We start from the raw sequence: 25,297 nt of genomic DNA on the forward strand, positions 1-25,297 counted from the left end.
AATTAATTCACCTTTACCTTATATAAGGGTTGGCCGTACTCTACCATATCTCCTTCTTTAACTAAAATTCTCTTTATTACTCCACTTACTTCACTTTCTATTTCATTCATAAGCTTCATAGCTTCAATGATACAAAGGGTATCCCCAGTATTTACTACATCCCCTTCTTTAACAAAAGAATGACTTTCTGGAGATGGTGATCCATAGAATGTTCCAACCATTGGAGATGTGACTTCTATTAAATCCTCATCATCCTCTAATTCCATAGTAATTATCTCACTATTATCTGCAACTGCATTTACTGAAGTATTATTAGCTGTATCTTTCCTATCTTCTATACTCTGTATATTGTCTTCAATCTTTGATTCTCCAACTATAGATACATCTCTATTCAAAGATTTATCCATCTTTAAATGACCATCATCTGTCTTTAACTCGAAATATGCTAAACTAGAGGAGTTAATCATTTCAATTAACTCCTTAACTTCCTTAATGTCCATATAAATCCCTCCTAATCCTACTTCCACTTTTTTAATAGCAAGGTAGCATTATGTCCCCCAAATCCTAGTGAGTTTGATAAAACATATTCTAATTCATGTTTTCTACCTACTTTTGGAACATAATCTAAATCAAGTTCCTCATCTGGATTTTCTAATCCTATTGTTGCTGGTATAAAACTATCTTGAATTGCTTTAATACATGCAACTGCTTCAATAGAACCTGCTCCACCTAATAAATGGCCTGTCATAGATTTAATTGAAGATACAGGTATTTTATATGCATATTCACCAAAAACCTTCTTAATAGCATAGGTTTCATACCTATCATTTAATGGAGTAGACGTCCCATGTGCATTTATATATGAAACATCTTTCCTTTCTATTCCTGCCTCTTCAATTGCTTGAATCATCGCATCAGCTGCCCCTTCACCTTTCGGATGTGGTGATGTAATATGATAAGCATCACAAGTGCTACCATAACCAACTATTTCTGCAAGTATATTTGCACCTCTTGCAATTGCATTTTCTGCAGTTTCTAATACAAGTACTGCTCCACCTTCACCAATAACAAATCCATCTCTATCTTTGTCAAAAGGAATAGAGGCTCTCTTAATATCATTATTTGTATTTAAAGCTTTCATACTTGAAAAACCGCCTACTGCCATATAGTTAATTGGTGCTTCAGCACTACCTGCCAGCATTGTATCTGCATAGCCATGTTTTATTAATCTAAAAGCTTCACCAATATTATTATTACCTGTAGCACAAGCTGTAACTATTGAAGTACATGGCCCCCTAGCTCCATATTTTATTGCTATGTTTCCTGCTCCTAAATTTACTATTGTCATAGGTACAAAGAATGGTGAGACTCTTTTAGATTTGCCAGTAGCATATTTTGATGTTTCTGATTCCATCGTCATAAATCCACCTATTCCAGATCCAACATATACTCCAAATCTTTTTGTATCAATTTTTTCAACATCTAAACCTGATGATTTCATAGCCTCTTCTGCAGCTACTAATGCAAATTGACTATATCTATCTAATCTTCTACTTTCTTTCTTCCCTAAGAAATCCCCTGGATTAAACTCCTTAACTTCTGCTCCTACTTTTACATCTAAGTCCTCTGTATTTAAGTTCTTTAAAAAATCTATACCACTCTTGCCGTCTTTAATTCCACTCCAAAAACTCTCAACATTATTACCTATAGGAGTTATTGCTCCCATACCTGTTATTACAACTCTTCTATCCATAAACTCTCCTCCACTACATAACCATTCCGCCATCAACGTTTATGACCTGACCTGTAACATAACTAGCACTACTAGCAAGGAAAGCCACAACCTCTGCAACCTCTTCTGGTTTTCCTAATCGTTTAAGAGGAATAGTTTTTTTTGCTTCCTCTTTAAATTTATCTCCAAGTACATCTGTCATATCTGTTTCTATAAATCCAGGTGCTACAGCATTTACTGTAATACCTCTTGCACCTAGCTCTTTTGCAAGGGATTTTGTCATACCAATTACTCCTGCCTTCGAAGCTGCGTAATTTACTTGACCAGCATTTCCAACTAATCCAACAACTGATGATAAATTAACAATCTTACCTTCTTTTTGTTTTACCATAATTGGTGTTATAGCCTTTAGACAATTAAATACACCCTTTAAATTAACATCTATTACTGAATCAAAATCTTCTTCTTTCATCCTTAGAATAAGAGTGTCCTTTGTTATACCAGCATTATTTACCATAATATCAATTTTACCAAATTTCTCCTTAGCACTATCAACTAAATTTTGAACATCTTCTATCTTACTGATGTCTCCTTTTAATTTAAGTACATCTACTCCAAATTCTCTAATTATGTTTTCTACTTCAATAGCTTCTTCTTCACTACTTCTGTAATTTAAAACTATGTTTGCACCAAGAGAAGCAAGCTTTATTGCTATTGCTTTTCCTATTCCTTTTGCAGCACCTGTTACTATTGCAGATTTTCCTTGTAACATAGTTACCTCCTATTCTAAATCTCTAATCGCCTCTATAGTTGCATTTAAAGATTTAACATCTTCTATATTTAACAATTTTACCTTTTTATTGATTTTTCTAACAAATCCTCTTAAAGCTTTTCCAGGTCCAATTTCAACAAAAGTATCTACACCTTTTTCAAGCATATCCTTTATTGTTCTCTCAAATTGTACTGAAGTCATTATGTGCTCTTTTAATAATAACTTAACATCATCTTCCTTCTCATAAGGAAGCCCTTTGACATTGGAATAAACAATTTTATTGAAACCTGATATTTTAGCTCCTTTTAAAGTTTTATAAAATTCTTCACTTGCTTCTTTTAATAAAGAGCTATGGAATGGCCCACTAACTTTTAAGGGGATACCTTTTCCCCCAAGCTCTGCCGCAATTTCAACTGCTTTATCTATAGCCTGGTTTTCACCAGATATTGAAACTTGACCTGGACAATTAAAATTAGCGCCCTCACATATTCCATACTCACTAGCACGCTTTAATAGTTCAGACATTTTTTCTTCATCTAACCTTACTATTGCGGCCATTTTCCCTAAACCTTTTGGTAAAGCTGATCCCATAATTCTTCCTCTTTCCCTAACTAAAAGAAGTGCCTCCTCTAAAGTTAAGGCTCCACCATGAACTAACGCACCATATTCACCTAATGAAAGACCAGTTGTAAAATCTGCCTCTATTCCATTAACCTCTAAAGCTTTTAAAGCTGCCAATGAAGTTAATAATATTGTTGGTTGTGCATTTTCTGTCTTCATAAGATCTTCTTCCAAGCCATTGAAAATCATTTCTTTAATTGGCATTTCTAAAATCTCTTCGCCTCTATCAAATATCGCCTTACATTCAGGAATGTTATCGTATAAACTTTTTCCCATACCTATATATTGAGATCCCTGTCCCGCAAAAAGAAAAGCTATCCTACTACTGTTCATTTTCTCCTCCAAACCTCTTAAATCTCTCTATTGCTTCTTTCATTATTTCGTCAATAATTTCCTTACAGCTTTGTTCTTTATTAATCAAGCCAGCTATCTGCCCAGCCATAATTGAACCATTATCCATATCTCCATCTTTTACTGCTTTAGAAAGGCCACCTCTACCAAGTTCTTCTAATTCTTCAATTGATGCTCCTTCTTTCTCAAGCTTCATAAATTCCCTAGACAATTTATTTTTCAGTACTCTAATTGGGTGACCTGTTGGTCTTCCAGTTACCTCTGTATCTATATCCTTTGCTTTAATTACCTTCTTTTTATAGTTAGGATGTATAGTACATTCATTAGCTACTAAGAATCTAGTTCCTATTTGAACGCCCTCAGCACCAAGCATAAAGCTTGCAGCCATTCCTCGCCCATCACCAATCCCCCCTGCTGCAAAAACAGGAATATCTACTGCATCTACAACTTGTGGTACAAGAGTCATTGTTGTTAATTGTCCTATATGTCCACCTGATTCAGTGCCTTCAGCGATTATAGCATCTGCTCCTGCATTTTGCATTCTCTTTGCAAGTGCAACTGAAGCTACAACAGGTATAACTTTAACGCCATGTTCCTTCCACATTTCCATGTACTTACCGGGACTACCTGCTCCTGTAGTTACTACTGGTACCTTTTCTTCACATATTAGCTTTGCTACCTCATCTGCCTGTGGCATCATAAGCATTACATTAACTCCAAAAGGCTTGTTAGTAAGCTTCTTAACTTTCCTAATTTCTTCTCTAATCCACTCTATAGGTGCAGTACCTGTAATTATTCCAAGTCCACCTGCTTCACTAACTGCTGCTGCTAATGATGCATCAGCTATCCAGGCCATTCCTCCTTGAATTATGGGATATTGAATATTTAGTAATTCACAAACCCTACTACTCTTCATTAAATTTTCCTCCCATTTCATCACTTTTTCTACAAAATATGAGCTAAATAATTAAATAATTAAATCGGGTATTCTTTAATGTAATGAACCCCGATTTAAAATACTAATAATACCCAAAATACTATTTATTAACTTTTTCTTGAACGTAGTCTACTGCATCCTTAACACATTTAATCTTTTCAGCTTCCTCAAGTTGTATTCCATATTTCTCTTCTATTTCAATTACAACTTGGAATAAATCTAAAGAATCAGCTCCTAAGTCCTCAAATGTTGTTTCTAGTGTAACCTCTTCAGGTGAAACCTCTAATTGTTCACATATAACTTCTCTAATTTCTTCAAATATCATTTTCATTACCTCCAAAATTTAATCTTTTTCTAATATTAATTTTATTTATTACATTCTATATCTTTTATTTACATTTTTGCTATAATATAACAAAATATATAACTATAATTCTACCAAAACCGCACCATATGTCAAGCCCCCACCGAAACCTACCATTATGATTTTATTACCTTCCTTTAAGATACCTCTTTCATACATTTCATTTAAAGCTATTGGAATAGATCCTGATGATGTATTCCCGTACCTATCAAGATTTGTATAAAATTTTTCAGTTTTGATTTTTAGTTTTTTTGCAGAATAATCTATTATCCTATAATTTGCTTGATGTGGGACTATATAATCTATATCTTTTATAGTTAGATTACTCTGTTCTAATACCTTATAAACTCCATCTACTATTGATGTTGTTGCAAATTTAAAGACTTCTCTCCCATTCATTTCTACCTTTTTATTTCTTATATTTGACTCATTGATATAAGGATTAATAACATCAAAAGCCCCAGCTGTAAGATATTCACCCTTGTCACCTTCTGACTTAGAATAGAAACTAACCTTCTTCTTTATGTTATCTATAGAATTTGATAATACAACTGCTCCTCCACCATCACCAAATAATACACATGTACTCCTATCATCCCAATCAATGATCTTTGATAATGTTTCTGCTCCAATTACAAGTGCATTTTTAAATTCTTGGTTATAACTCATCATAGAATACGTTGTTTGTAATCCATATATAAATCCTGAACAGGCAGCATTAATATCAAAAGCCATTGCTTTAGTAGCACCTATTTCCTTTTGTACTAAACAAGCTACTGAAGGAGTAAACATATCTGGTGTGATTGTAGCAACTATAATTAAATCTATATCTTTTCCCTTAATTCCTGCTCTATCAAGTGCTTTATTAGCAGCTTTAACAGCAATTTGAGATGTATCCTCACCTTTTGATATTCTTCTTTCATTTATACCAGTTCTTGAAGAAATCCATTCATCACTAGTATCAACAATTTTCACCAAATCATTGTTTCTTACAATATGTGATGGCGCATATGCCCCAAAAGCCTTAATATTAATTTCTCCCATAATCCTCTCCTTAATTCTTTATGTCATATTTCTCCTTAAAGAAAGTATTTAACCTTTCTAAGGATGAAATTAGAACAACCTCTTCTTCATCACTTAGACCATTTATTGTTTCATTTACCATATCATTATGGAACTTCTCATGTAATCTAAATGCTAGCTTTCCTTTCTTTGTCAAACAAATAAGAACTACTCTTCTATCTTCTTCTATTCTTTTCCTCTCAACATAATCTTTTTTTATGAGCTTATTTATTGCCGTTGTTAATGTACCTACTGTAATCTTCAGATCTTGGGCTACTTCTGACATAGTTCTTTCAGTATACATTCCAATTGCTTCAATAGTATGTAACTCTGTAACTGACAAATCTGAAAGCGGTCCATTCTTTAAGGTATTCTCTTCAATTTGCAAAATATCATTAAATAATTGCACCAAAAGTTCGTTAAGTACTTGCTTTCCTCTTTCCATTAAAATAATTCCTCCATTTTCTTAAACCTTACCCCTTGATAATAATATCTTCTAATAAAAATTTCAATTGGTGCCCCAAAATATTTCCCACCTCAAATACTTTGATAATCAAAATATACTATAATCAAAATAAATTGTCAATATTTTTTATTATAATTTATACTAAATATGTCTACACTTATAAAGTAATAAAATATATTTAGGAGAGATTCATATGAAAAAGATTTTTAAGTACTCATTTCTAACAATTATAATTATTATTGTAGCTTTTGGCTTTATTTTTAAAGGACGAATTTCTCTTTATTTAAATATTGGAAATAAATATATGCAAGTTAAAGATGATATTTCTACTTTTGATTCAATGGATAATCTAACAAATTTGACCACTATAAATGCATCTGAATATAAGGATATTATTTATAAAAATACAAATAACACCCCTCTTTCACTAGATGTTTATGGACCTAAAAAGCAACGTTCAAAGGGATCTCCTGTAATTTTGTACGTTCATGGTGGAAGTTGGGCATATGGTGATAAAAGTATACCCGCAGTATTATCACCACTCTTAGATGCTTTTAGAGAAGAAGGCTATAGCATAATTAGTGTATCTTATGAACTTATGAAAGACTCTATTAATTTCGAAAAGCAAGCTTCAGATATTAAAGATTCAATTAGATGGATTAATAAGAATAAGGATACCTACAATTTTAATACTAACGAAATCGGAGTTATAGGAGTATCTGCTGGTGCACATCTTGCCCTTCTAGCTTCCTACTCTGATAATAATCAATTTGTAGATTCTATGGATCTAGCTAATTACCCTAGTAATGTTAAGTATATCTTAGACTTTTTTGGACCTACTGATTTATCCACTCTCAATACATCAAATGCAGATTATGAAATTAACCAGTCATTATCTACTATTAGTAATAGAGCTGAAATCATTGAAAAATATAGTCCTATTAATTATGTGAAGGAGAATTTACCTAAGACATTAATTATTCATAGTAAATCTGACAAAATGGTTCCTTATGAAAATTCTGAAGCCCTATACAGTAAAAGTAAATCTCTTGGTAATAAAGTAGACTTAGTTACTATTGAAGATATGGGACACGACCTCTCAAATGTTACAACTAAGGATACAAAAAAAATTGCTTATAACGTTCTAAAGTTTATTGTAAATAATTCTCCACTATAAGTTAAAATTTCGTCATAATTTTAGATATTATTGTTATTTTTAAACATTAAAGTTATAATTATATTAATATATTACTTACATTAAAAGAGGGGGGCATAATAATGATTAAAAAGTTAGCAATAATTTTTACTTTATTAATTGGTTTCACATTAGTTGGTTGTAGTACAAATGACAAAGCTCAATTAGAAAGTAATAAGAATAATGCTTCAATAAGTTACAATGATAATAATACCGCCAATGAAAATGATAAAAATAATGATAATAACATAACTGAAAAACCTACTGAACCTGAAAAATCAGTGGAAATTATGTTGTCAGTTTATACTGCTGATGATCAAACCTTAACTCCTATTGAATTATCAACTATAAAGATGGATGAAAAACTTGAATTAAAAGATAAGGTAAGTAAGTTAGCAAAAGAATTATCAAATAAAAATTTTAAGGATTTACCTATTAATCTTATTAGGATTGATGTAATTGACGGGAAGAAAATTGCAATTGTAAGTCTTGATGAAATAGATAAGAATACTAGCCCAAGTTGGTCTAGAGAATATTTCCAAGGTTCAACTGGTGGTGCTGTTACTACAAAAAGTCTTGTTGAAACCTTCCTTCAAAATAATTATAAAGGTGAATGGATTGATGGGGTACAATTCTTATATGAAAAATACCCTGTAAACTTCCAACATGTTGAAGATTTAAAAAAATGCTATTATAGAGAATAAAAAGAGGGAGCTATTTAGCTTCCTCTTTTTATTTTTCTATATAAATATCAAAACAATTGCAAATACTAACATGATAATTGATATACTAATACATGTAATAGGTAGCTCCACTGAATCCATTGAAGATTTTAAAATAAACCCTTCTGGATCATTAGATGGATATATAATATTAACCTCCTCCCCTTCTTCAAATTCTGGGGGGTTACTTCCTTCTTCACATATCCCTTGTAATATCATTCCATCCTTCGTTTTAAATTCAATTATCGGTCTATAAAGTGTAATAGGAACTAACCCATTATAAGAATCTACGGTACTTTCTATATATTTTTCATTTCTTATAACTTTACCTACTGCGCGTATTCCATCTCTTTTTAATCGCATTTTAGAATATAGCATCCCTAAACCAATTGCTAATAATATTATGCTTAGTGTTATTAACAAAAAAATTACCATTACTATCAGGCTCCTTTTGCTTAGGTTATATTACATATATATGAAATCACAGCTGTAAATGTTATCATAATTAATAGACAAGAGCTTCTGCAATCTATATTTAAAATAGGAGCTTTTATATTTACTCTGTTCATAATATACTTATAGTATAAATTAATATAAAATTATGGAGGATCTATGGATAAATTTAAATATAAGGCTGAAGTTATTCTCCCATTTTGTAAGCGCAATCTTGAAAAAGTTGCAAATGAATATGGTGAAAAAGGATGGGAAGCTTGTGGAATTGATGATGGATATATTCTCTTTAAAAAGAAAATAGAAAAGAAAAAGGAATATATCCTATTCCATAACTCTTTAAGTTCAATATCTTTTTTAGAATAATCCATAAAAAATTCGTTTAATTCGATACTCTTCTTTACATCTTCTAAAGCTTTATCCAATTCTCCTATATTTGCATATATACATGCTCTATTATAATAAAGAAATCCCTGATCATTATTATTCTCTATTCCTCTATCTAATATATTTATTGCCTTCGTAAAGTTTCCTTCTTCCTTATGAGATACTGCTAGGTTTAGATAACTATAAGGATAAAATGGGTTGCATTTAATTGAGTTGAAGTAATATTCCCTTGCTTCCTTAACTTTTCCTATTTTATTTAACACAACGCCAATATTAAATAGAACCCTAAATTGTTTTTCATTAATCTCTAATGCTTTCATTAAATATTCTAGAGCTTTTTCGTCATTATCTTCTTCTTCATATATACATCCAATATTAGCATATGCCCATAAATCTTTAGGATTAATTTCTATAACCTTTTTATAGTTTGCAATAGCTTCTTTTTTATCTCCTAGTTCATCTTCTATATTTGCCAAGAAGAAATATGCCCTATCATAATTTGGATTTATCTCTATTGCTTTTCTATATAATGCCATTGCTTTCTCATACTGCTCACTTTCATCATATATAACAGCAAGTCCGTAATATGCACTAGATTCCATAGGATCAATTTCAATAACCTCATTATATTTTTCTTTTGCAAAATCTTTTAATCCAATCTCATCATATAATAATGCCATATCTAAAAGTAAATCTATATCCTTCTTACCAATTGAAAGGTTATATGCTTTCTTATAAAATTTTAAAGCTTTTAGTTGATTATTTTCCGCTCTACAATTTCTAGCTATATTTATGTAATTATCAAATAGATAATTATTACTCACCATAAAGACCTTATCCTCCGCTTCTATTAAATCTAGTTTTATTATTTAATTATTATATACTATTTTTTAAAATACCAAAACAAATTTTAAATCTCTTTATAATAAAATAAGGATGTTTCAACTACTGAAACATCCTCATATTTAACTAATCTATTACTTTTATTGCCTTTGTTGGACACTTTGTAGTACAGATCTTACAGTTAACACAAAGTGAATAATCAACTTTCGCTAAGAAACCATCAACCTTAACTGCTTCTTTTGGACAATTCTTTTCACATAACTTACATCCAATACATCCAGCTGAGCAATTATCTCTAACAGCTTTACCAGCATCTTTTGAATTACATGCTACTCTAACTATCTTATCATAAGGAACTGCTTCAATTAATCCTTTAGGACATATATCAATACATGCACCACACATAGTACATTTTTCTCTATCTACCTTAGCAATTCCATCAACTATATGTAATGCATCAAATTCGCATACATTAACACAACTAGCTAAACCTAAACATCCATATGAGCAAGATTTACCACCTTCACCAATTAAAAGTGATGCTTCTAAACAATCTGTTACACCTTCATAATCATAATTTGTCTTAGCTTTATCGCAAGTACCAGCACACTTTACAAAGGCAGTCATTTTAGCACTAGTTTCTACGGCTACCCCTAAAACTTCTCCTAACTTCTCAGCTACTGGTGCACCACCAACTGAACAAAGGTTAGGTTTTGCCTCTCCTGAAGCAACTGCTTCTGCATAAGCATCACATCCTGCATAACCACATCCACCGCAGTTTGCACTTGGTAAACATTCTCTAAGCTTTGGAATCTTTGGATCTACTTCTACTTCAAACTTCTTTGCAGCAAATCCTAATAATACCCCGAAGACTAATCCTAAGGCACCTAAGCTAACTGCTGCATAAACTATTCCTATACTCATTTGCTATTCCTCCTAGTGAATTAATCCTTGGAAGCCCAAGAATGCAATTGCCATTAACCCTGCTGTAAATAGAGTTATTGGAAGGCCTCTTAAAACTTCTGGTATGTTTTTGTTATTATCAATTCTTTCTCTTATAAATGATAATAACACTATTGAAAGCATGTAACCGCAAGCAGCACCAACACCATTTACTAATGCTTCTACTAGATTGTAGCTTTCTTGAATATTTAGCGATGCCATACCAAGTACAGCACAGTTTGTTGTAATTAAAGGAAGATAAACACCTAATGCTTTATGAAGACTAGGCATTAACTTCTTCATTGCCATTTCTATAAATTGAACTAACGCAGCAATAACTAGTACGTTAGCTATTGTTGATAAATACTCTAATCCAAATCTTTCTAATATGCCCTTGTATACTAACCATGACATAACTGATGCAACAACCATAACTAGAGTAACTGCAAGTCCCATACCAAAGGCAGCATCCTTCTTCTTAGAAACTCCTAAGAATGAACAGATACCAAGGAACTTTGATAGGACGAAGTTGTTTACCAGCATAGCACTAATAAAAATTAAAAATAAATCCATCTATTTTTCCACCTTCTCCTTATTTTCTAGTTGAACAACCATCATTGCCACATCCTGAGCAGCTTCCACAGCCACCTGATTGCATTAATATAACTTGTTCTCCAGCTTTCTTAGCTTTTCTTATCTTTCTGTAATTTAAGAATGTAACTAAACCACCTAAAGTAAAGAATGCTCCAGGAGCTAATATCATAATTGATGCTGGTTTATAAGCTTCAGGCATTACTTGCATTCCAAGTATTTGACCTGCACCAATTACTTCTCTGAATGAACCGATTAAAAACAATGCAACAGTAAATCCAAGTCCCATACCTATAGCATCAAATATAGATGGTAATACAGGGTTTTTTGAAGCGTAAGCTTCAGCTCTACCAAGAATTACACAGTTAACAACTATAAGCGGAATAAATATTCCAAGAGATGTATATAATGCTGGAACATATCCTTGCATTAACATATCAATTATTGTAACAAACGAAGCAATAACAACAATATAAGCTGGTATTCTTATTTTATCCGGTATAAACTTTCTTAAAGCTGATATCATCATATTTGAAAATATTAATACTACAGTAGAAGCTAGTCCCATTCCTAATGCATTTTCTGCACTTGTTGTAACCGCTAAGGTTGGACACATAGCTAATACTTGAACAAATATTGGATTTTCTGTGATAATACCATTTTTAATTCTTTCAAATAACTTGTTCATCTTTATCCTCCTTAATTAACTGGTTACTGACTTGCACTTGTAGTAGTATCTACTTCTTCTTTAGGTGCCACAGTTTCTCCCTTGATGTTTTCTTTATAGAATCTAATTACATCATTAATTGCAGTTCCTACTGCTTTTGATGAAACAGATGCTCCAGAAACTCCTTCAACTTGATTATCCTTTGATGGAGCTACCTTAACTATTTCTATATCTTCCTCAATTGGTAGATCCTTAATTTGTGATCCGAATTTAGGCTCTGTAATCTTTGCTCCAAGACCTGGTGTTTCTGAATGTGATAAAACCTTCATTCCTGAAACTTTATCATCCTTAGAAATAGCTATTACTAAATCTACTGGCCCGTGGAATCCCTTTGTAGTTATTTTAAATACATGCCCTACACTTTCATTTCCATCATTTAAAGCTTCGTATACTTCAGTAATACTTTCATTGCCTTCAACTTTTGATTCTTTTATTGAAGAGGCTGCAGGTAAAATCAATTTAAGATCTTCTTTACTTATCCTTGAATTTTCAATTATAGCTTCCCTAGTGGCATCGTTAACAAATCCTAATAAGAATCCTGCAATTGAAGTTATTAGTAAAAGGATTGCTCCTAACTTTAAATTTTCCTTCATCTATGCCACCTCCTTTTTGAACTTCTTAGTTGTAAAATACTCAATCATTGGTACTGTTAAGTTCATAATAATGATAGCATAGTATGGTCCCTCAGGATTAAATCCTAACACAGATATAACTGAAGCTACTACTCCAAGTCCTATTCCAAATATGTATTGACCAACTCTTGTCATCGGTGATGTTGCATAATCAGTAGACATAAAGAATGCTGCAAAGAAGAATGCTCCAGATAAAAGACCTTCTTTACCTAAGTAAGTGTTCATTGCAAATCCTACAACTAAGAATGCAAGTGGTGCTCTTAAATTTATTCTTCCTCTAACTGCTAAGTACACACCGCCAAGAATTATTGCTAATATTGAAGTTTCTCCAATATTACCTGATCCTTGACCAATTATTTTATCCATTAATGTAACAGTCTCTTCCACTACTCCTGAAGCAGCTGTTACTGATTCAACTACAGGTTTTGCCATAACTGCTGCCCATGAAGCTATTAAGAAAGCCTTAGTCGCTGCTGCTGGATTCATAAAGTTTTGACCAAGTCCTCCAAAGAATTGTTTTACAACTATTGTTGCAAATATTGACCCTATTACTGGAATCCACATTGGTACGTGGGTTGGTAATATTAATCCTAATATTAATCCAGAAACTACTGGACTTAAATCTGTAAATAAAGTTGTCTTCTTGACAAACTTATTCCATAACACTTCAGCTACTAACGCTGCTAAAACCGATGCTACTAATATCTTCACAGCATCCATCTTATAAAAATAAATTCCTGCACCAACTGCTGGAACTAATGCTATCAACATATCTAGCATTATCTTGTTCACAGTGCTATTTACTTTTATATGAGGAGCTGGTGAAATACTCATTCTTGCTTTTTCCAAAATGTTCACTCCTTATCTTCCTTTTGTGAAAATTCTACTATTTTATAAAAGCTTTTGCTGTAACTATTTTATTAGCTACTTCTATTTTTGAAGGACAAACATAGCTACATAAGCCACATTCTATACATTTCTTTCCTCCAAATTTTAAGAATTCTTCCTTTTCGCCTCTAGCCCATAATTCTGTAAGTTTAACAGGGTTAAGACCTTCTGGACATGCTCTTAAACACTTAGCACATCTTATACAGCTTGTTTCAGTTCCTGCAGAACCTTCCTTTTTATCTAAGAATAATACTGCCTTTGTATTATTCACTATAGCTGAGTCAGAAGTAAATTGTGGCTTCCCTCTTAATGCTCCACCTAAAACTATCTTACTTAAATTCTCTTCCTTACCCTTCTGACTTTGGAATATTTCATCTAATCTTGTACCAATTCTAACTTTAACAAGACTTTCAGTTCCAACGGCTCCACCTGATACTACTACATATTCCTCAATATGTGGCTTTCCGGCTAGGAAACATTCTCCTAGATAAACAATAGTTTGTAAATCTTCAACTATAACTTCTTCATTCTTTACTTCTTGTCCAAAAAATTGTTTTATTAATTCTTCTCTCTTTAGCTCAATTGTTTTCTTTGAAACAGTTTTATCATCAGCTCTTTTAATTTCTAATGATGCAAATAGTTTGTTTAGTACTTCTAAAGCTTTGTTTATTTCCTTTTCCTTTTTACTTAGTATTTCATACGCTACTAAATTTGGTTCATAGCTAAAAGCCTTAATTAAAAGTTTCTTGCCTGAAAAAGCTCTGTATTTAATTGAAAGTGGTGTACCATTCTCATCACATAGTCCATACCCCTGAATCATTTCTAAAAGTTCTTCTGTACTTAGTGACTTAACATCAATTTCTTTGCTTTCATTGGCTTCTTCATCTACTGGTTCTACAACTATAGCCTTAACCTTTTTACCTTCAGTATTATAAGTTTCCTTTACTTCTAATACTTTACCTTTTACAGAACTTAAGACAGGAATTGAAAGGTCTTCCTTTTCCTTACCTAGAACTTGTCCTACTTCAACCACATCATCTTTCTTAACAAGAGCGTTGCAGCTTACTCCTTTACCTTCTAAATAAAATACACATGATTTTGAAGGATAAAGTGACTGTTCTTCTGTTACTTTAGTCTGCTTAAATAAATTAAATAAACTCATATAAGTCCTCCTACTTTTATAAATAACTTAACAACAAAGCTTCACCTTATATTTCGACACTATTTATCTTATACAATAGTCCAATAGACATTTTATCACCTCATAATACTATTAACAACTCATTGTTTTATTTTTAACAACGATATTTATTCAATTTTTGTATCTAAATGTAAAATTTATAGGTGTTTCGAATTCTCAAAAGGTATAATTCTTACTAATTAAAAATATTTTTTTTAATTTTTTGTTAATAATTTAAACTTCGTTATATTTTTAACTTAATGTTGTAGTTAAATTTACAAAAAAAGAAAGACCTTAATTATTCTCAACTTATATTACCTTGTTGCAGGTAATTACATAAGAATTATAATAGTCTTTCTATATTTATTTTATAATTAAAATTAGCATAGAATAAAATATTTTTATATTAGTTTTCTCTCTTACATACTAGGCTAATTTAATACTTTTATTTCTCCAATACCTACGGATAAATCAAATACATATTTACTTTCATTAGATGTTTTCGCTTTTATGTCACAATTTCCAAGGCCAGATTTAGCATTAAACTTAACTGGTGCATTATTTGGTATTCTTATTCTTGCCGAGCCTACTCCACCTTTGTACTCAAGGTTACCACCAACTTCTGCAATTTCCAAATTTATTTCTCCTACTCCACCATTAATATCAATATCCCCACTTTTTTCAGCTAAGAATAATTTAATGTCTCCTACGCCAGCATCTACTTTAAGTTTATTGCAGACTATTTCACTCCCTCTAATTTCACCTGCACCACCTTTTAAAGTTAACTTTTCAGCCCTTAGTCCTTCCATTATAATTTCTCCAACTCCTTGGGTAATAGTAATATCTCCCTTAAAATTTTTCGGTATCGATATTTCTATATCTGACGCATTGTAATTACTTTTCCCAAAAATACTAAAATTTGCTCCAGATGTTTTTTCTGAAATATCAAGTTTATCTCCTACTTGACTAATATCAATTCCCTTAGTACTATCGCTAAGTTCTGCAGTTATTTTTATTTCATCACCATCATAATTCATAACATTTATCTTCGACATATCAGTATTAATCATTAAAGACTTAACTCCTTCAACAGAAACTGTCTTTTCAATATTCTTATCACTATTAGAGTTTCTTTTATCCATTCCCAATTTTACACTACAACCACTAATAGTTAACGATACTACTATAATGGTAACCATAGCTAATAACTTTTTCATAATTTGCCCCCTAAACTAACTTATTTCAAATTTATTATCAAAATGCTTAATTGATACTATAATAAGAATTAAAATCCCTAATAAACTTACGGCTAATGATACAATGCCTATTTCAATAGTATCATTAATAATTAAATATACGTATGGAACAAACTTATTTATCATAAAAGTAATAATATCTCCTGTAGATATAAATGTAATAGTAGCTATAATTGTTCCTATAATACAAATAGGTGTACTACTTGTGTATGAAGCTGTAATAACAATAAAAGAAGTAATTATTACATACAACGTTGTTGTACCTACGATTATTGCTGATATTGACATGATGCTTATGCTTAAAATATTTGCTGGAGCCCCCAAAAATTGTGTAGCTAGTACAACTACTCCTCCAGTTACAACTTGATTTATTATAAACTCTAAATATTTTGCAATAATATACTCTCTTCCTTTAATTGGTGCTAAGAATAATAATCTTCCTTCTTCTTTAGATAATTGAAGTGATGTTCTTACTATTGATATAATAAAGTTTATTCCTAAAATTGTACTTGCCACTGCAATTTCAATTCCTGTTGAATAAATAATAGGAATTTTTATTAATTTCATTACTATAAATAGTATACAAATACCTAGCAATGATTTTACAAAACCTTTACTATTATAACCGTTATATTTTAGTATATTTATAATATTCTTCATCTATATTGCCTCCTACTCAGCAAATAACTTTCTATAAATACCGTCAATAGACATTCCATACTTTATTCTCATATCTTCTGCATCGCCCTTATCTACTATAACCCCATCTCCAAGAAATAAAACCTCATCAAATATTCTTTCAAGTTCTCCAACATAATGAGTTGTTATTATTAAGGAAGAATCCTCTGAAATACTATCTATTATAGTATCAAGTATTTTTTCTCTAGCAACAGGATCAACGCCTGAAATTGGTTCATCTAACATATATAGTTTTACTTTCCTACTTAGGGTAAGAGAAAGACTTAGCTTTTCCTTCATTCCCTTTGATAGGTTTCTTATCTTCATATTCGGATCTAATTTCATTGATACAAGAAGAGAAGCCATCTTATCCCTATCAAAATCCTCAAAAAATGTTTCATAAAATTTAACAGCCTCTTTTATCTTCATTGATTTATTATATGGTACGTTATCTTGTAGAAATGATACTAATTTCTTCGTTTCTACCCCTAAACTAATTCCATTTATCTGTACTTCTCCCACAGTAGGTCTCAAGAAACCCTGAATAATATTTAATAATGTTGTTTTTCCATTTCCGTTAGGTCCCATAATCCCAAGAACCTTTCCTTTATCTAAATTAAAGGTTAATCCATTAAGTATATTTTTACTACCTATCCTTTTAACAAGATTATTAATTTCTAGTATATTATCCATGTTACCCCTCCCCAAATCGTTTTGAAATAATTGATACAATTTCATCTTTTGTAAATCCAAGCTCTCTTGAATCTTTAATAAACCTATCAATAGTTTCATTAAAAATATCTATTTTAACTTCATTAATAACATTCTCGTCTTCAGTTACAAATTTGCCTATTCCACGTTGAGTATAAATTAATTGTTGATTTTCTAGTTCCGTATAAACCCTTTGAATTGTATTAGGATTAACTTTCATTTCACTAGCATACTCTCTTACTGATGGCAATCTATCTCCCCCCTTTATTTCTCCCACAATAATTCTTTTTTTCATGAAATCTATAATTTGTACATATATCGGAATTTTCGAATCTATTTCAAAATCCATTACTTCACCCCCAACCTGTATTGGTGTATTAATTAAATGATACACCAACAAAAAAACTTTTAAAACTATTATATTTCTTGATTCCATTAAAATAGACAGATCTATCATCATATTCCTTTATTTTACTTCCGATCGCTCATTTTAACAAATTATACCTTTTATCTAGCTTTTCTTTTATAACAATCATATTGATTATAAAGAATCCCTGCTACTAATATATCCTTTAGAATATGTTAGTAGCAGGGGTTATTTTAACTTATATATTTATATTACATCATCAAATAAACTATTAGTTTCCTTTGTTCCTTCAGTAAGAATTTTATTATAGAATTCTGATTGGCTCTGTTTTCCTCTACTAATTACTTCATCTATAACTCCATCTCTTATAAATAGAAGCTTCTCGCTATAACTAGCTATCATATAGTCATGAGTAACCATTACAATAGTAATTCCATCATTTTCATTTAAATCTTTTAATAACCTTAATAACTCACTTGAATTCTTTGAATCCAATGCTCCTGTAGGCTCATCTGCAACTATTATTAATGGATTCATTGCTAAAGCTCTACAGGCTGCTGCTCTTTGTTTTTGTCCTCCTGAACATTCAGCCGGAAATTTATCTAAAATATCAGTTATTTTCATTTTTTCTGACACCCTCTTTAACCTCTCATTGCTTTCCCTAAAGCTTAGACCAATTAACTCTAATGGTGCTAATATATTATCCCTTATGGTAAGAGTATCTAGTAGATTACAGTCTTGAAAAATAAATCCTATCTCTTTACGTCTATATTTACAAAGCTCCTCATCTGTTTTGTTATCTATTCTTTCTCCATTTATACTAATTTCACCCTTAGTGGGCTTAATAATCGTTGCTATTATATTTAACAATGTTGACTTACCAGCTCCTGAAGGCCCCATTATTCCAATGAAATCACCTTCTTTAATAGTAAAGGATATATTTTCTAACGCCTTACATGCATTTTTACCTTCACCATATATTTTATCAACATTTTTAATTACTAATAAATCTTCCATACTAACCTCCTATATAATTAGACTATTACAACCATTGTTTTATTTGAATCCCTATAAACTGTCTCTATAACCTTTTTCTTATTTAAAACTGTTGAAATAATACCCGCTATTAACAAGGGAATTAGTTCTACAATAATTATGGTAATTCCAAGTGAAACTGATATTATTCCCTTTGACACATATACTTGTAATGCTGAAAAATTTAATATTAAAGCTAAAGATAATCCTAGTATAAAAAATAATATTGATTCTTTATATAAAATGTTAGTTATCTCTTTCTTTTTATATCCAAGGATTCTTAACTGATTATATATATTAATATTTTCGCCAGACTCCACCAATAAGTTATATATCAAGGATAAAGATATTATTATGCTTCCTCCTATAATACCAAACACACTACTAGCAACTATTGCATTTGATGTATAATATTCAACTATTGATGATAAGAAATAATTTAAAATTATAATTGTACCTAATAAATAAATAATTGAATTTGATAGTGTTTTTTGGGAATTACTAACAAATACCCTTCTATTTCCTTTAAACATGAACTCACTTTTCTTTAACTTATCTGTCACTTTTGGTATAAAGTATTTTATCACACCATATAATCCAATAGTTCCTACATAGGAAAGAACATTTGCTGCATGTTCACCACCGGCTATATTCCTTGAAAATACTGTAGTTATTACAGCAAAAATATATACCATAAAGAAAATCACTCTAGGTGTCTTTACATTTCTCTTATCATGATTATTTACTCTTTTCTGAATTTTAAATAGGTCTATAACTTCCCTTCTATATACATATCCAAAGTTCAATATTAGTACTATAGCAAATTGAATGAATACATATACTAAAGCTAATAATATAGCTTCACTAGATATGTTGAATAATGGTCCTGATGTACCTGATAAAATATACATTATTTCATTAAATACTGGTATTAGCATTAGACCAAATGCTAGTCCAATAGCTGCACCTATAATATAATTAATTCCATTTATAAATATAAGATATCTCGATATATCAATTAGTGATGCCCCATTTGATAGCATAAATGCTATTTCCTTCCCCTTCCTTTTTATATGACTTATATTAGAAAAAATTCCAAAGAAAGCAGCTGATATTAATAATATAAATAAGCTTCTCTTTTGTACTACTTTTACAGGCATTTCAATTATTCTCACTTCATTTTCGCCAACATAACTTTGTATTGTTTCCTGAACCTCTACATACTCATTACCACCTAAATACAATGAATCATTATAAGATATATTTATTGAGTTAAATATAAATGCCGTCATTATTGCTATTGAAATTATATAGTATATGCTCTTCTTGAAATCTACCTTAAATATTTTCCTAGCAAATTTGTAAACTCCCATTATAATTCCTCCTTAAAATAACTGATAATTTTACATTTCTACCAATGCAACAATATTTTTCTCATTATATATTGTAGTTATTACCTTTTTCCTATTAATTGTGTTTGATATAATTCCAGCTATTATTAATGGTGCTACTTGAACAATAAGAATATTTATCCCATATGAGAGACTAAATATGCCCCTTGATAGTAGAACAAAAATAGTAGATAATGTAACACTAACTGATAGGAATAATCCAAAAAGGAAAAATAATACTGACTCTTTATTTATGACAGTCTCAATTTCTTTTTTTCTATACCCAAGTATTCGTAGTTGATTATATATATTCATTTTATCTCCTGTATCAACCAATAGGCTATATACTAAGCATAATCCAATAACAATACTTGAACAGATCATATCAAATAATGTATTTCCTCTAAGTCCTTCAAAAGACCAGTAGTTAACAATAGATTTTATAAAATAACCCATTATAAAAACCATACCTAATAGGTATATAATTGAATTCTTTAGCGAATATAAGAAGTTTGACCAGCAAACTCTTCTATGATTTTTATACATAAATTCTTTCTTTTTAATAACACCTAGTACTTTGGGTATATAGTATTTAATTAATCCATACAAACCTATCATCCCTGTATAAGCTAGTACAAATGCTAAGTTTTCACCTTGATATGTATTAGCTGCAAAGAAATTCATTCCTATTGACCAAATATAAATAATAAAGAACACAAAACCTGGAGTTTTTATATTTCTATTATCTTTAAAGGATATAACACTCTCCATCTTCATTAGTTCAGTTACTTCTTTTCTATATACATAACCAAAATTTAAAACAACAACTGTAAAGAATTGTAGCCCCACATAAGTTAGTGCCATCAATATGGCTGATGAATTTAATATGAAAATATTACCACTAATCCCTAGTGCTAGATACATTATCTTATTGAAAATTGGTATAGTGGCAATTCCTATGATAATTCCTGCTGTCGCACCAATAATATAATTCATTCCATTTACGTATACTAGATATCTTGATACATCAACTAGAGAAGATCCATTTGAAATAATAAATGCAATCTCCTTAGATTTCCTTTTGATGTGATTAATATTGCAGAATACTCCAAAGAAAGCAGTTATTATCAGTAAGATACATAGATTTCCCTTTTGTACTACCCTAATAGGTGTTCTAATCAATCTTACTGGCTTACTTACATTGCTTCCTAGATCTGGACCATCAGCTACATCAATAAATTCATTTTTATCTGAATAAATCACCTCATTATAAGAAATATTTATTGCATTAAACATAAAAACTGTCATTATAGCAATAGCTAAAACATAGAAAATACTCTTCTTAAAATCCGATTTAAACATTTTCTTTGCAAACTTATAAATTCCCATCCCAATACCCCCTTATATATAAAACACATAGGTTTTTACATTATTTCTTAAAAGAAATTATCGCTTTCCCTAGATGATTTAGACAAAATATTATGATAGAAATCAAATTGCTTACATTCTGCTCTTTTCAGTACATCATCTATCTTTCCATCCCTTATTAGTAGAATAGTCTTAGCATAACTTGCAATAAGAGCATCATGGGTAACCATTACAATTGTGATTCCCTCTTTCTCATTTAAATCCCTTAAAATCTTTAGTAGCTCAATTGAGTTTTTTGTATCTAAGGCTCCCGTAGGTTCATCTGCAACAATCATTTTAGGGCGAGAAATCAATGCCCTACAAGCTGCTGCACGTTGTTTCTCACCTCCAGAGCATTCTCCTGGAAACTTGTCTAATATATGAACAATTTCCATTCTTTTAGTTACTCTTTCTAACCTCTTATTACATTCTTCCTGTGGTGTCCCAGCTAGTGTTAATGGTGCAAGGATATTATCCCTTATACTTAGTGTATCTAGAAGGTTGCAATCTTGAAATATGAACCCAACATTTTCCCTTCTATATTTACAAAGATCCACATCTGGCATTGCCCAAACCTTTTGGCCTCTTACCAATACATGACCTGTTGTAGATCTATCTATTGTTGCAATTATATTTAGTAGTGTTGATTTACCTGACCCTGATGGTCCCATTATCCCAATAAAATCACCTTCTTTTATTGTTAAACTAACAGAATCAAGTGCATTAAATTTATTTTTTTCACTACCATAGACCTTCACAATGTTTTCAATTACTACTATTTCATTCATTTTCTATTCCCCCTTAATCTTTAGACTATTATTAAATTACTACTAGCTTCCTCATATATTGCTTTCATTACTTTTCTTTTGTTAATTATTGCTGATACTGTACCAATTAAGAAGAAAGGAATTGTTATAAATAATGCTATTTTTAACCCTAAATCAAATGGAATACTATTAGTTACAACATATATATATAATGTACAAAATTGAATTATTAAAGATAATAGAATTCCTAATGTAAAGAATAGCCCAGCTTCCTTATAAATTATCTTCCCTATTTCTTTTCTGTTATAGCCAAGTATTCTCATTTGGTTATATGTTGGTATCCTATCTTCACTATCTACAAATAAACTGTATATTAATGTAGCTCCCACTACCACGGAAGTTATAACTACTCCAAAAATGGCCATAGCATTAAACACTGGTATATCATACATATCTACTACACTATAAATTTGATTGTTAAAACATATTGCCATGGCAATTAGATATACTATAGATTTTGATAATGAATTCATAAAATTACTTACATATATAATTCTGTTATTTTTAAACATAAACTTCTTCTTTTTTAATAAAATAATTATCTTAGGAATGAAATATTTAATTGTCCCATATAAACCTATTAAACCTAGATATGCTACAAAATAAATTGCTATTTCTCCACCCTTTATTTTAGAAATCCATATAGTTAACATTATTGGTGTAAGGTATATTAGGAAAAAGACAAAGCCCGGTGTTCTTACATTTCTTTTATCTACAAAATTCTTCGTATTATCACCCTTAATTAAATCTATCACTTCATTTCTATATGCATATCCAAAATTAAGAGTAACTATGGCAAAATACTGTACTGCTATATATAATAAGGTCAACCAAACATATGAAAACTCACATACAAATAAGGGTGCATTAATTCCTGAAATCCAATAAATAATGCCATTAAAAATTGGAGTACTTCCTATTCCTAATACAACCCCAAGTCCAGCACCTATTAAATAACAACATCCATTTGTAAATACCAAATATCTAGCTAAATCAACTAAGGATCCACCATTTGATAATATAAATGCTAGTTCATTTCCCTTTCTCCTTATATGCTTTCCATTACAAAATGCTGAAAAAAAACAAGTAATACCAACAAGTAATAGTAAAGTTGGCCCCATTCCAGCTGCTGGTGATAACTTATCTCCATATTCTTGAATCTCTCCATTAGCATCTATATAGGTTCCTTCATAAGAGTAAACAACTTCATTATCTATATATTTATTGGTTGAAATATTAATTAAATTAAATATAAAGGCTGTAGTAATAGCAATTGTAATTATATAGAAAATATTTTTATTAAAATTTGCTTTGAAAATCTTCCTTATAAATTTATAAATACCCACAATACCAGTCCTTTCTTAATTAAATTGACATATAAATACTATATTTTCATTATTTATCCTATATGTAAATTCAACATCATTTTTCTCTGCTAATTGAGTGCATAGGTATAATCCCAATCCTGAACTAGATATTTCATCCTCATATATTTCATTAAAAGAATTATATTTTATAAAAGGCTCTAACAATTTCCCCTTGATATTCTCTGGTATTTGATTTATTTTATTTTCAACAATCAATGTTTTTCCAGGATATATGTGATCTTCATTAACTAATAAGACATTTATTGTACTTCCATTAGAATACTTTATTGCATTGTCTAGTAAATTAAGGATAATTTCTTCTATCTCCTGCCTAACTCCCTTAACTTCTACATCTTGTAAATTTGTTATTATACTCTTATTAAACCTATCACACCTAATAGCAAGTCCATCTACTAGATCTTCTACTAATTCATTTATTTCTATAACCTCAGTTTCTCTTTTGCTCTTTATACTTCCTCTTGAAACATCAAGAAGCTTTTGCACTAGATCCTTTAGTTTAACGCATTCTAAAGCCATCCTATCTATTGCTCTTTTCTTAAACTCCTTATCAACCTTATCTAAATCATGCTCTTTTAATATCTGAACATATGAATAGATTGAAGTTATTGGTGTTTTTAATTCATGAGTTGCATTATTAAAAAACTCCCTTGATATATTTTGAAGCTTTTCTCTTTCATCTTTCATTTTATTAAAAGATTCGGTTACTTCTCCTACTTCATCTTTGGAATACACCTTAATACTTTCTACTAGTTCCCCATCTCCAAACCTTTTCATTTCAGCGCTAAGTTTCTTTATAGGTGTTACAATCCTATTAATTGCTGTGTTAATTGTTAACCCAATTATCACAAATAAACAAAACTGTACTACTACAATTTCACTTATTATCGACTTATAGTATCTCTGATCTTCAAAAAATGCTTTTTGAATAACTAAATTACACTTAAATTCACCCTGTAGATATATTGGGTAAATATAGGTAGATACTAGCCCTCTTTCTGGACTAAATTTAATAATAGATTTTTTATTTATAGATTCTTTTATTATATTTTCAATATACTCTTCTGTAGCTAATTCACCTTTACTCTCAAACTTATTTCCATCCTCATCAAATAATCCTATAAAACCATTTATTCCATTATTGTTTTCATATATACCTTTCCATATTGCCTCTTTTTGTTCCTCAAAGGTTAATGTGCTATTATACATAATTGCATTCACAGCTATATTTTTCACATTTTCCATTTCACCTTTTATCTTATCTTTTAAATTGTTATATAAAATACTATCTACAAACATAAGTAGTCCCATATTTAAAAGAAATATTAGAGCTAATATTAAGACCGTTAGTTTTCCTTTTAGAGTTCTAAACATATAA

28 protein-coding genes are annotated in these 25,297 nt (G+C 30.5%); 2 read left to right on the forward strand and 26 right to left on the reverse strand.

Annotated elements, in window-relative coordinates; all coding sequences use genetic code 11:
* Positions 1-2: 2 nt before the first annotated feature.
* The 8 genes from accB to ACSYT2_RS07595 form a co-directional block, all read right to left on the reverse strand.
* Positions 3-500: an acetyl-CoA carboxylase biotin carboxyl carrier protein gene (gene accB, locus ACSYT2_RS07560; protein ID WP_430856577.1), complete on the reverse strand. Its 498-nt coding sequence runs from the start codon at positions 498-500 to the stop codon at positions 3-5.
* A gap of 17 nt (positions 501-517) precedes the next feature.
* Positions 518-1,753: a beta-ketoacyl-ACP synthase II gene (fabF, locus tag ACSYT2_RS07565; protein WP_438384387.1), complete on the reverse strand. Its 1,236-nt coding sequence runs from the start codon at positions 1,751-1,753 to the stop codon at positions 518-520.
* Between the two features lie 13 nt (positions 1,754-1,766).
* On the reverse strand, positions 1,767-2,504 hold the full coding sequence (gene fabG / locus ACSYT2_RS07570; RefSeq protein WP_430856579.1) for a 3-oxoacyl-[acyl-carrier-protein] reductase: 738 nt from the start codon (positions 2,502-2,504) through the stop codon (positions 1,767-1,769).
* A 9-nt stretch (positions 2,505-2,513) separates the two neighbouring features.
* Entirely contained in the window at positions 2,514-3,458 is a 945-nt protein-coding gene (gene fabD / locus ACSYT2_RS07575; RefSeq protein ID WP_430856580.1) for an ACP S-malonyltransferase, read from the reverse strand.
* The gene (gene fabK / locus ACSYT2_RS07580) at positions 3,448-4,392 is read right to left on the reverse strand and encodes an enoyl-[acyl-carrier-protein] reductase FabK (protein ID WP_438384389.1); all 945 of its coding nucleotides are present in this window, start codon (positions 4,390-4,392) and stop codon (positions 3,448-3,450) included. The genes fabD and fabK overlap by 11 nt, the downstream gene beginning before the upstream one ends.
* A 121-nt stretch (positions 4,393-4,513) precedes the next feature.
* Positions 4,514-4,738 (reverse strand): acyl carrier protein, encoded by a 225-nt coding sequence (gene acpP, locus ACSYT2_RS07585; RefSeq protein WP_430856582.1) that lies wholly within the window; start codon positions 4,736-4,738, stop codon positions 4,514-4,516.
* A 102-nt stretch (positions 4,739-4,840) separates the two neighbouring features.
* The gene (locus ACSYT2_RS07590; protein ID WP_430856583.1) at positions 4,841-5,821 is read right to left on the reverse strand and encodes a beta-ketoacyl-ACP synthase III; all 981 of its coding nucleotides are present in this window, start codon (positions 5,819-5,821) and stop codon (positions 4,841-4,843) included.
* Positions 5,822-5,831: 10 nt separating this feature from the next.
* Complete coding sequence (locus ACSYT2_RS07595) at positions 5,832-6,284, reverse strand: MarR family winged helix-turn-helix transcriptional regulator (protein WP_430856584.1); 453 nt, start codon at positions 6,282-6,284, stop codon at positions 5,832-5,834.
* 214 nt (positions 6,285-6,498) lie between these two features.
* Between ACSYT2_RS07595 and ACSYT2_RS07600 the strand changes: the two genes are divergently transcribed.
* On the forward strand, positions 6,499-7,482 hold the full coding sequence (locus ACSYT2_RS07600; protein ID WP_430856585.1) for an alpha/beta hydrolase fold domain-containing protein: 984 nt from the start codon (positions 6,499-6,501) through the stop codon (positions 7,480-7,482).
* Between the two features lie 101 nt (positions 7,483-7,583).
* The gene (locus ACSYT2_RS07605; RefSeq protein WP_430856586.1) at positions 7,584-8,204 is read left to right on the forward strand and encodes a hypothetical protein; all 621 of its coding nucleotides are present in this window, start codon (positions 7,584-7,586) and stop codon (positions 8,202-8,204) included.
* Between the two features lie 36 nt (positions 8,205-8,240).
* Here ACSYT2_RS07605 and ACSYT2_RS07610 read toward each other — a convergent pair whose 3' ends face one another.
* The 18 genes from ACSYT2_RS07610 to ACSYT2_RS07695 form a co-directional block, all read right to left on the reverse strand.
* Complete coding sequence (locus ACSYT2_RS07610; RefSeq protein ID WP_430856587.1) at positions 8,241-8,657, reverse strand: DUF3592 domain-containing protein; 417 nt, start codon at positions 8,655-8,657, stop codon at positions 8,241-8,243.
* Between the two features lie 164 nt (positions 8,658-8,821).
* Positions 8,822-9,886, reverse strand: coding sequence for a tetratricopeptide repeat protein (locus ACSYT2_RS07615; RefSeq protein ID WP_438384393.1), 1,065 nt, complete (start codon positions 9,884-9,886; stop codon positions 8,822-8,824).
* A 142-nt stretch (positions 9,887-10,028) separates the two neighbouring features.
* Positions 10,029-10,826: an RnfABCDGE type electron transport complex subunit B gene (locus ACSYT2_RS07620; protein ID WP_430856590.1), complete on the reverse strand. Its 798-nt coding sequence runs from the start codon at positions 10,824-10,826 to the stop codon at positions 10,029-10,031.
* A 12-nt stretch (positions 10,827-10,838) separates the two neighbouring features.
* Positions 10,839-11,417, reverse strand: a complete 579-nt coding sequence (locus tag ACSYT2_RS07625; protein ID WP_430856591.1) for an electron transport complex protein RnfA — start codon at positions 11,415-11,417, stop codon at positions 10,839-10,841.
* Between the two features lie 19 nt (positions 11,418-11,436).
* A complete protein-coding gene (locus ACSYT2_RS07630; protein ID WP_430856592.1) occupies positions 11,437-12,123 on the reverse strand; it encodes an RnfABCDGE type electron transport complex subunit E in 687 nt (228 codons plus the stop codon).
* 23 nt (positions 12,124-12,146) lie between these two features.
* A complete protein-coding gene (locus tag ACSYT2_RS07635; RefSeq protein WP_438384395.1) occupies positions 12,147-12,755 on the reverse strand; it encodes an RnfABCDGE type electron transport complex subunit G in 609 nt (202 codons plus the stop codon).
* On the reverse strand, positions 12,756-13,643 hold the full coding sequence (locus tag ACSYT2_RS07640; RefSeq protein WP_430856594.1) for an RnfABCDGE type electron transport complex subunit D: 888 nt from the start codon (positions 13,641-13,643) through the stop codon (positions 12,756-12,758).
* Between the two features lie 37 nt (positions 13,644-13,680).
* Positions 13,681-14,844 (reverse strand): 4Fe-4S dicluster domain-containing protein, encoded by a 1,164-nt coding sequence (locus ACSYT2_RS07645; protein WP_438384396.1) that lies wholly within the window; start codon positions 14,842-14,844, stop codon positions 13,681-13,683.
* A gap of 449 nt (positions 14,845-15,293) precedes the next feature.
* On the reverse strand, positions 15,294-16,079 hold the full coding sequence (locus ACSYT2_RS07650) for a DUF4097 family beta strand repeat-containing protein (RefSeq protein WP_430856596.1): 786 nt from the start codon (positions 16,077-16,079) through the stop codon (positions 15,294-15,296).
* A 15-nt stretch (positions 16,080-16,094) separates the two neighbouring features.
* Positions 16,095-16,778, reverse strand: a complete 684-nt coding sequence (locus ACSYT2_RS07655; RefSeq protein WP_438384399.1) for a hypothetical protein — start codon at positions 16,776-16,778, stop codon at positions 16,095-16,097.
* A 12-nt stretch (positions 16,779-16,790) separates the two neighbouring features.
* Complete coding sequence (locus ACSYT2_RS07660; RefSeq protein ID WP_430856598.1) at positions 16,791-17,489, reverse strand: ABC transporter ATP-binding protein; 699 nt, start codon at positions 17,487-17,489, stop codon at positions 16,791-16,793.
* A gap of 1 nt (position 17,490) precedes the next feature.
* Positions 17,491-17,856 carry a GntR family transcriptional regulator gene (locus tag ACSYT2_RS07665; RefSeq protein WP_430856599.1) on the reverse strand — a complete coding sequence of 122 codons (366 nt, stop codon included), beginning with the start codon at positions 17,854-17,856 and terminating at the stop codon, positions 17,491-17,493.
* A gap of 264 nt (positions 17,857-18,120) precedes the next feature.
* Entirely contained in the window at positions 18,121-18,891 is a 771-nt protein-coding gene (locus tag ACSYT2_RS07670; RefSeq protein ID WP_438384401.1) for an ABC transporter ATP-binding protein, read from the reverse strand.
* A gap of 17 nt (positions 18,892-18,908) precedes the next feature.
* Positions 18,909-20,282: an ABC transporter permease family protein gene (locus ACSYT2_RS07675; protein ID WP_438384402.1), complete on the reverse strand. Its 1,374-nt coding sequence runs from the start codon at positions 20,280-20,282 to the stop codon at positions 18,909-18,911.
* A 30-nt stretch (positions 20,283-20,312) separates the two neighbouring features.
* Complete coding sequence (locus tag ACSYT2_RS07680) at positions 20,313-21,689, reverse strand: hypothetical protein (protein ID WP_438384403.1); 1,377 nt, start codon at positions 21,687-21,689, stop codon at positions 20,313-20,315.
* Positions 21,690-21,736: 47 nt separating this feature from the next.
* The gene (locus ACSYT2_RS07685) at positions 21,737-22,495 is read right to left on the reverse strand and encodes an ABC transporter ATP-binding protein (RefSeq protein ID WP_438384406.1); all 759 of its coding nucleotides are present in this window, start codon (positions 22,493-22,495) and stop codon (positions 21,737-21,739) included.
* Between the two features lie 20 nt (positions 22,496-22,515).
* Positions 22,516-23,880 (reverse strand): FtsX-like permease family protein, encoded by a 1,365-nt coding sequence (locus ACSYT2_RS07690; RefSeq protein ID WP_438384407.1) that lies wholly within the window; start codon positions 23,878-23,880, stop codon positions 22,516-22,518.
* A 15-nt stretch (positions 23,881-23,895) separates the two neighbouring features.
* Positions 23,896-25,293, reverse strand: coding sequence for a sensor histidine kinase (locus ACSYT2_RS07695; protein ID WP_438384409.1), 1,398 nt, complete (start codon positions 25,291-25,293; stop codon positions 23,896-23,898).
* Positions 25,294-25,297 lie beyond the last annotated feature (4 nt).

The sequence above is a fragment of the Clostridium zhoujianii genome (assembly GCF_051590805.1).
Lineage (GTDB): Bacteria > Bacillota > Clostridia > Clostridiales > Clostridiaceae > Clostridium.

Excerpts from the sequence above, each read along its gene's own strand:
- ACSYT2_RS07650 (WP_430856596.1), bottom strand. The coding sequence starts at position 16,079 with ATGAAAAAGTTATTAGCTATGGTTACCATTATAGTAGTATCGTTAACT.
- ACSYT2_RS07670 (WP_438384401.1), bottom strand. The coding sequence starts at position 18,891 with ATGGAAGATTTATTAGTAATTAAAAATGTTGATAAAATATATGGTGAA.
- fabF (WP_438384387.1), bottom strand. The coding sequence starts at position 1,753 with ATGGATAGAAGAGTTGTAATAACAGGTATGGGAGCAATAACTCCTATA.
- fabG (WP_430856579.1), bottom strand. The coding sequence starts at position 2,504 with ATGTTACAAGGAAAATCTGCAATAGTAACAGGTGCTGCAAAAGGAATA.
- ACSYT2_RS07635 (WP_438384395.1), bottom strand. The coding sequence starts at position 12,755 with ATGAAGGAAAATTTAAAGTTAGGAGCAATCCTTTTACTAATAACTTCA.
- ACSYT2_RS07675 (WP_438384402.1), bottom strand. The coding sequence starts at position 20,282 with ATGGGAGTTTACAAATTTGCTAGGAAAATATTTAAGGTAGATTTCAAG.
- ACSYT2_RS07655 (WP_438384399.1), bottom strand. The coding sequence starts at position 16,778 with ATGAAGAATATTATAAATATACTAAAATATAACGGTTATAATAGTAAA.
- ACSYT2_RS07645 (WP_438384396.1), bottom strand. The coding sequence starts at position 14,844 with ATGAGTTTATTTAATTTATTTAAGCAGACTAAAGTAACAGAAGAACAG.
- ACSYT2_RS07620 (WP_430856590.1), bottom strand. The coding sequence starts at position 10,826 with ATGAGTATAGGAATAGTTTATGCAGCAGTTAGCTTAGGTGCCTTAGGA.
- accB (WP_430856577.1), bottom strand. The coding sequence starts at position 500 with ATGGACATTAAGGAAGTTAAGGAGTTAATTGAAATGATTAACTCCTCT.
- ACSYT2_RS07665 (WP_430856599.1), bottom strand. The coding sequence starts at position 17,856 with ATGGATTTTGAAATAGATTCGAAAATTCCGATATATGTACAAATTATA.
- acpP (WP_430856582.1), bottom strand. The coding sequence starts at position 4,738 with ATGATATTTGAAGAAATTAGAGAAGTTATATGTGAACAATTAGAGGTT.
- ACSYT2_RS07615 (WP_438384393.1), bottom strand. The coding sequence starts at position 9,886 with ATGGTGAGTAATAATTATCTATTTGATAATTACATAAATATAGCTAGA.
- ACSYT2_RS07685 (WP_438384406.1), bottom strand. The coding sequence starts at position 22,495 with ATGAATGAAATAGTAGTAATTGAAAACATTGTGAAGGTCTATGGTAGT.
- ACSYT2_RS07630 (WP_430856592.1), bottom strand. The coding sequence starts at position 12,123 with ATGAACAAGTTATTTGAAAGAATTAAAAATGGTATTATCACAGAAAAT.
- fabK (WP_438384389.1), bottom strand. The coding sequence starts at position 4,392 with ATGAAGAGTAGTAGGGTTTGTGAATTACTAAATATTCAATATCCCATA.
- ACSYT2_RS07610 (WP_430856587.1), bottom strand. The coding sequence starts at position 8,657 with ATGGTAATTTTTTTGTTAATAACACTAAGCATAATATTATTAGCAATT.
- ACSYT2_RS07600 (WP_430856585.1), top strand. The coding sequence starts at position 6,499 with ATGAAAAAGATTTTTAAGTACTCATTTCTAACAATTATAATTATTATT.
- ACSYT2_RS07695 (WP_438384409.1), bottom strand. The coding sequence starts at position 25,293 with ATGTTTAGAACTCTAAAAGGAAAACTAACGGTCTTAATATTAGCTCTA.
- ACSYT2_RS07625 (WP_430856591.1), bottom strand. The coding sequence starts at position 11,417 with ATGGATTTATTTTTAATTTTTATTAGTGCTATGCTGGTAAACAACTTC.
- ACSYT2_RS07660 (WP_430856598.1), bottom strand. The coding sequence starts at position 17,489 with ATGGATAATATACTAGAAATTAATAATCTTGTTAAAAGGATAGGTAGT.
- ACSYT2_RS07605 (WP_430856586.1), top strand. The coding sequence starts at position 7,584 with ATGATTAAAAAGTTAGCAATAATTTTTACTTTATTAATTGGTTTCACA.
- ACSYT2_RS07590 (WP_430856583.1), bottom strand. The coding sequence starts at position 5,821 with ATGGGAGAAATTAATATTAAGGCTTTTGGGGCATATGCGCCATCACAT.
- fabD (WP_430856580.1), bottom strand. The coding sequence starts at position 3,458 with ATGAACAGTAGTAGGATAGCTTTTCTTTTTGCGGGACAGGGATCTCAA.
- ACSYT2_RS07680 (WP_438384403.1), bottom strand. The coding sequence starts at position 21,689 with ATGGGAATTTATAAGTTTGCAAAGAAAATGTTTAAATCGGATTTTAAG.
- ACSYT2_RS07595 (WP_430856584.1), bottom strand. The coding sequence starts at position 6,284 with ATGGAAAGAGGAAAGCAAGTACTTAACGAACTTTTGGTGCAATTATTT.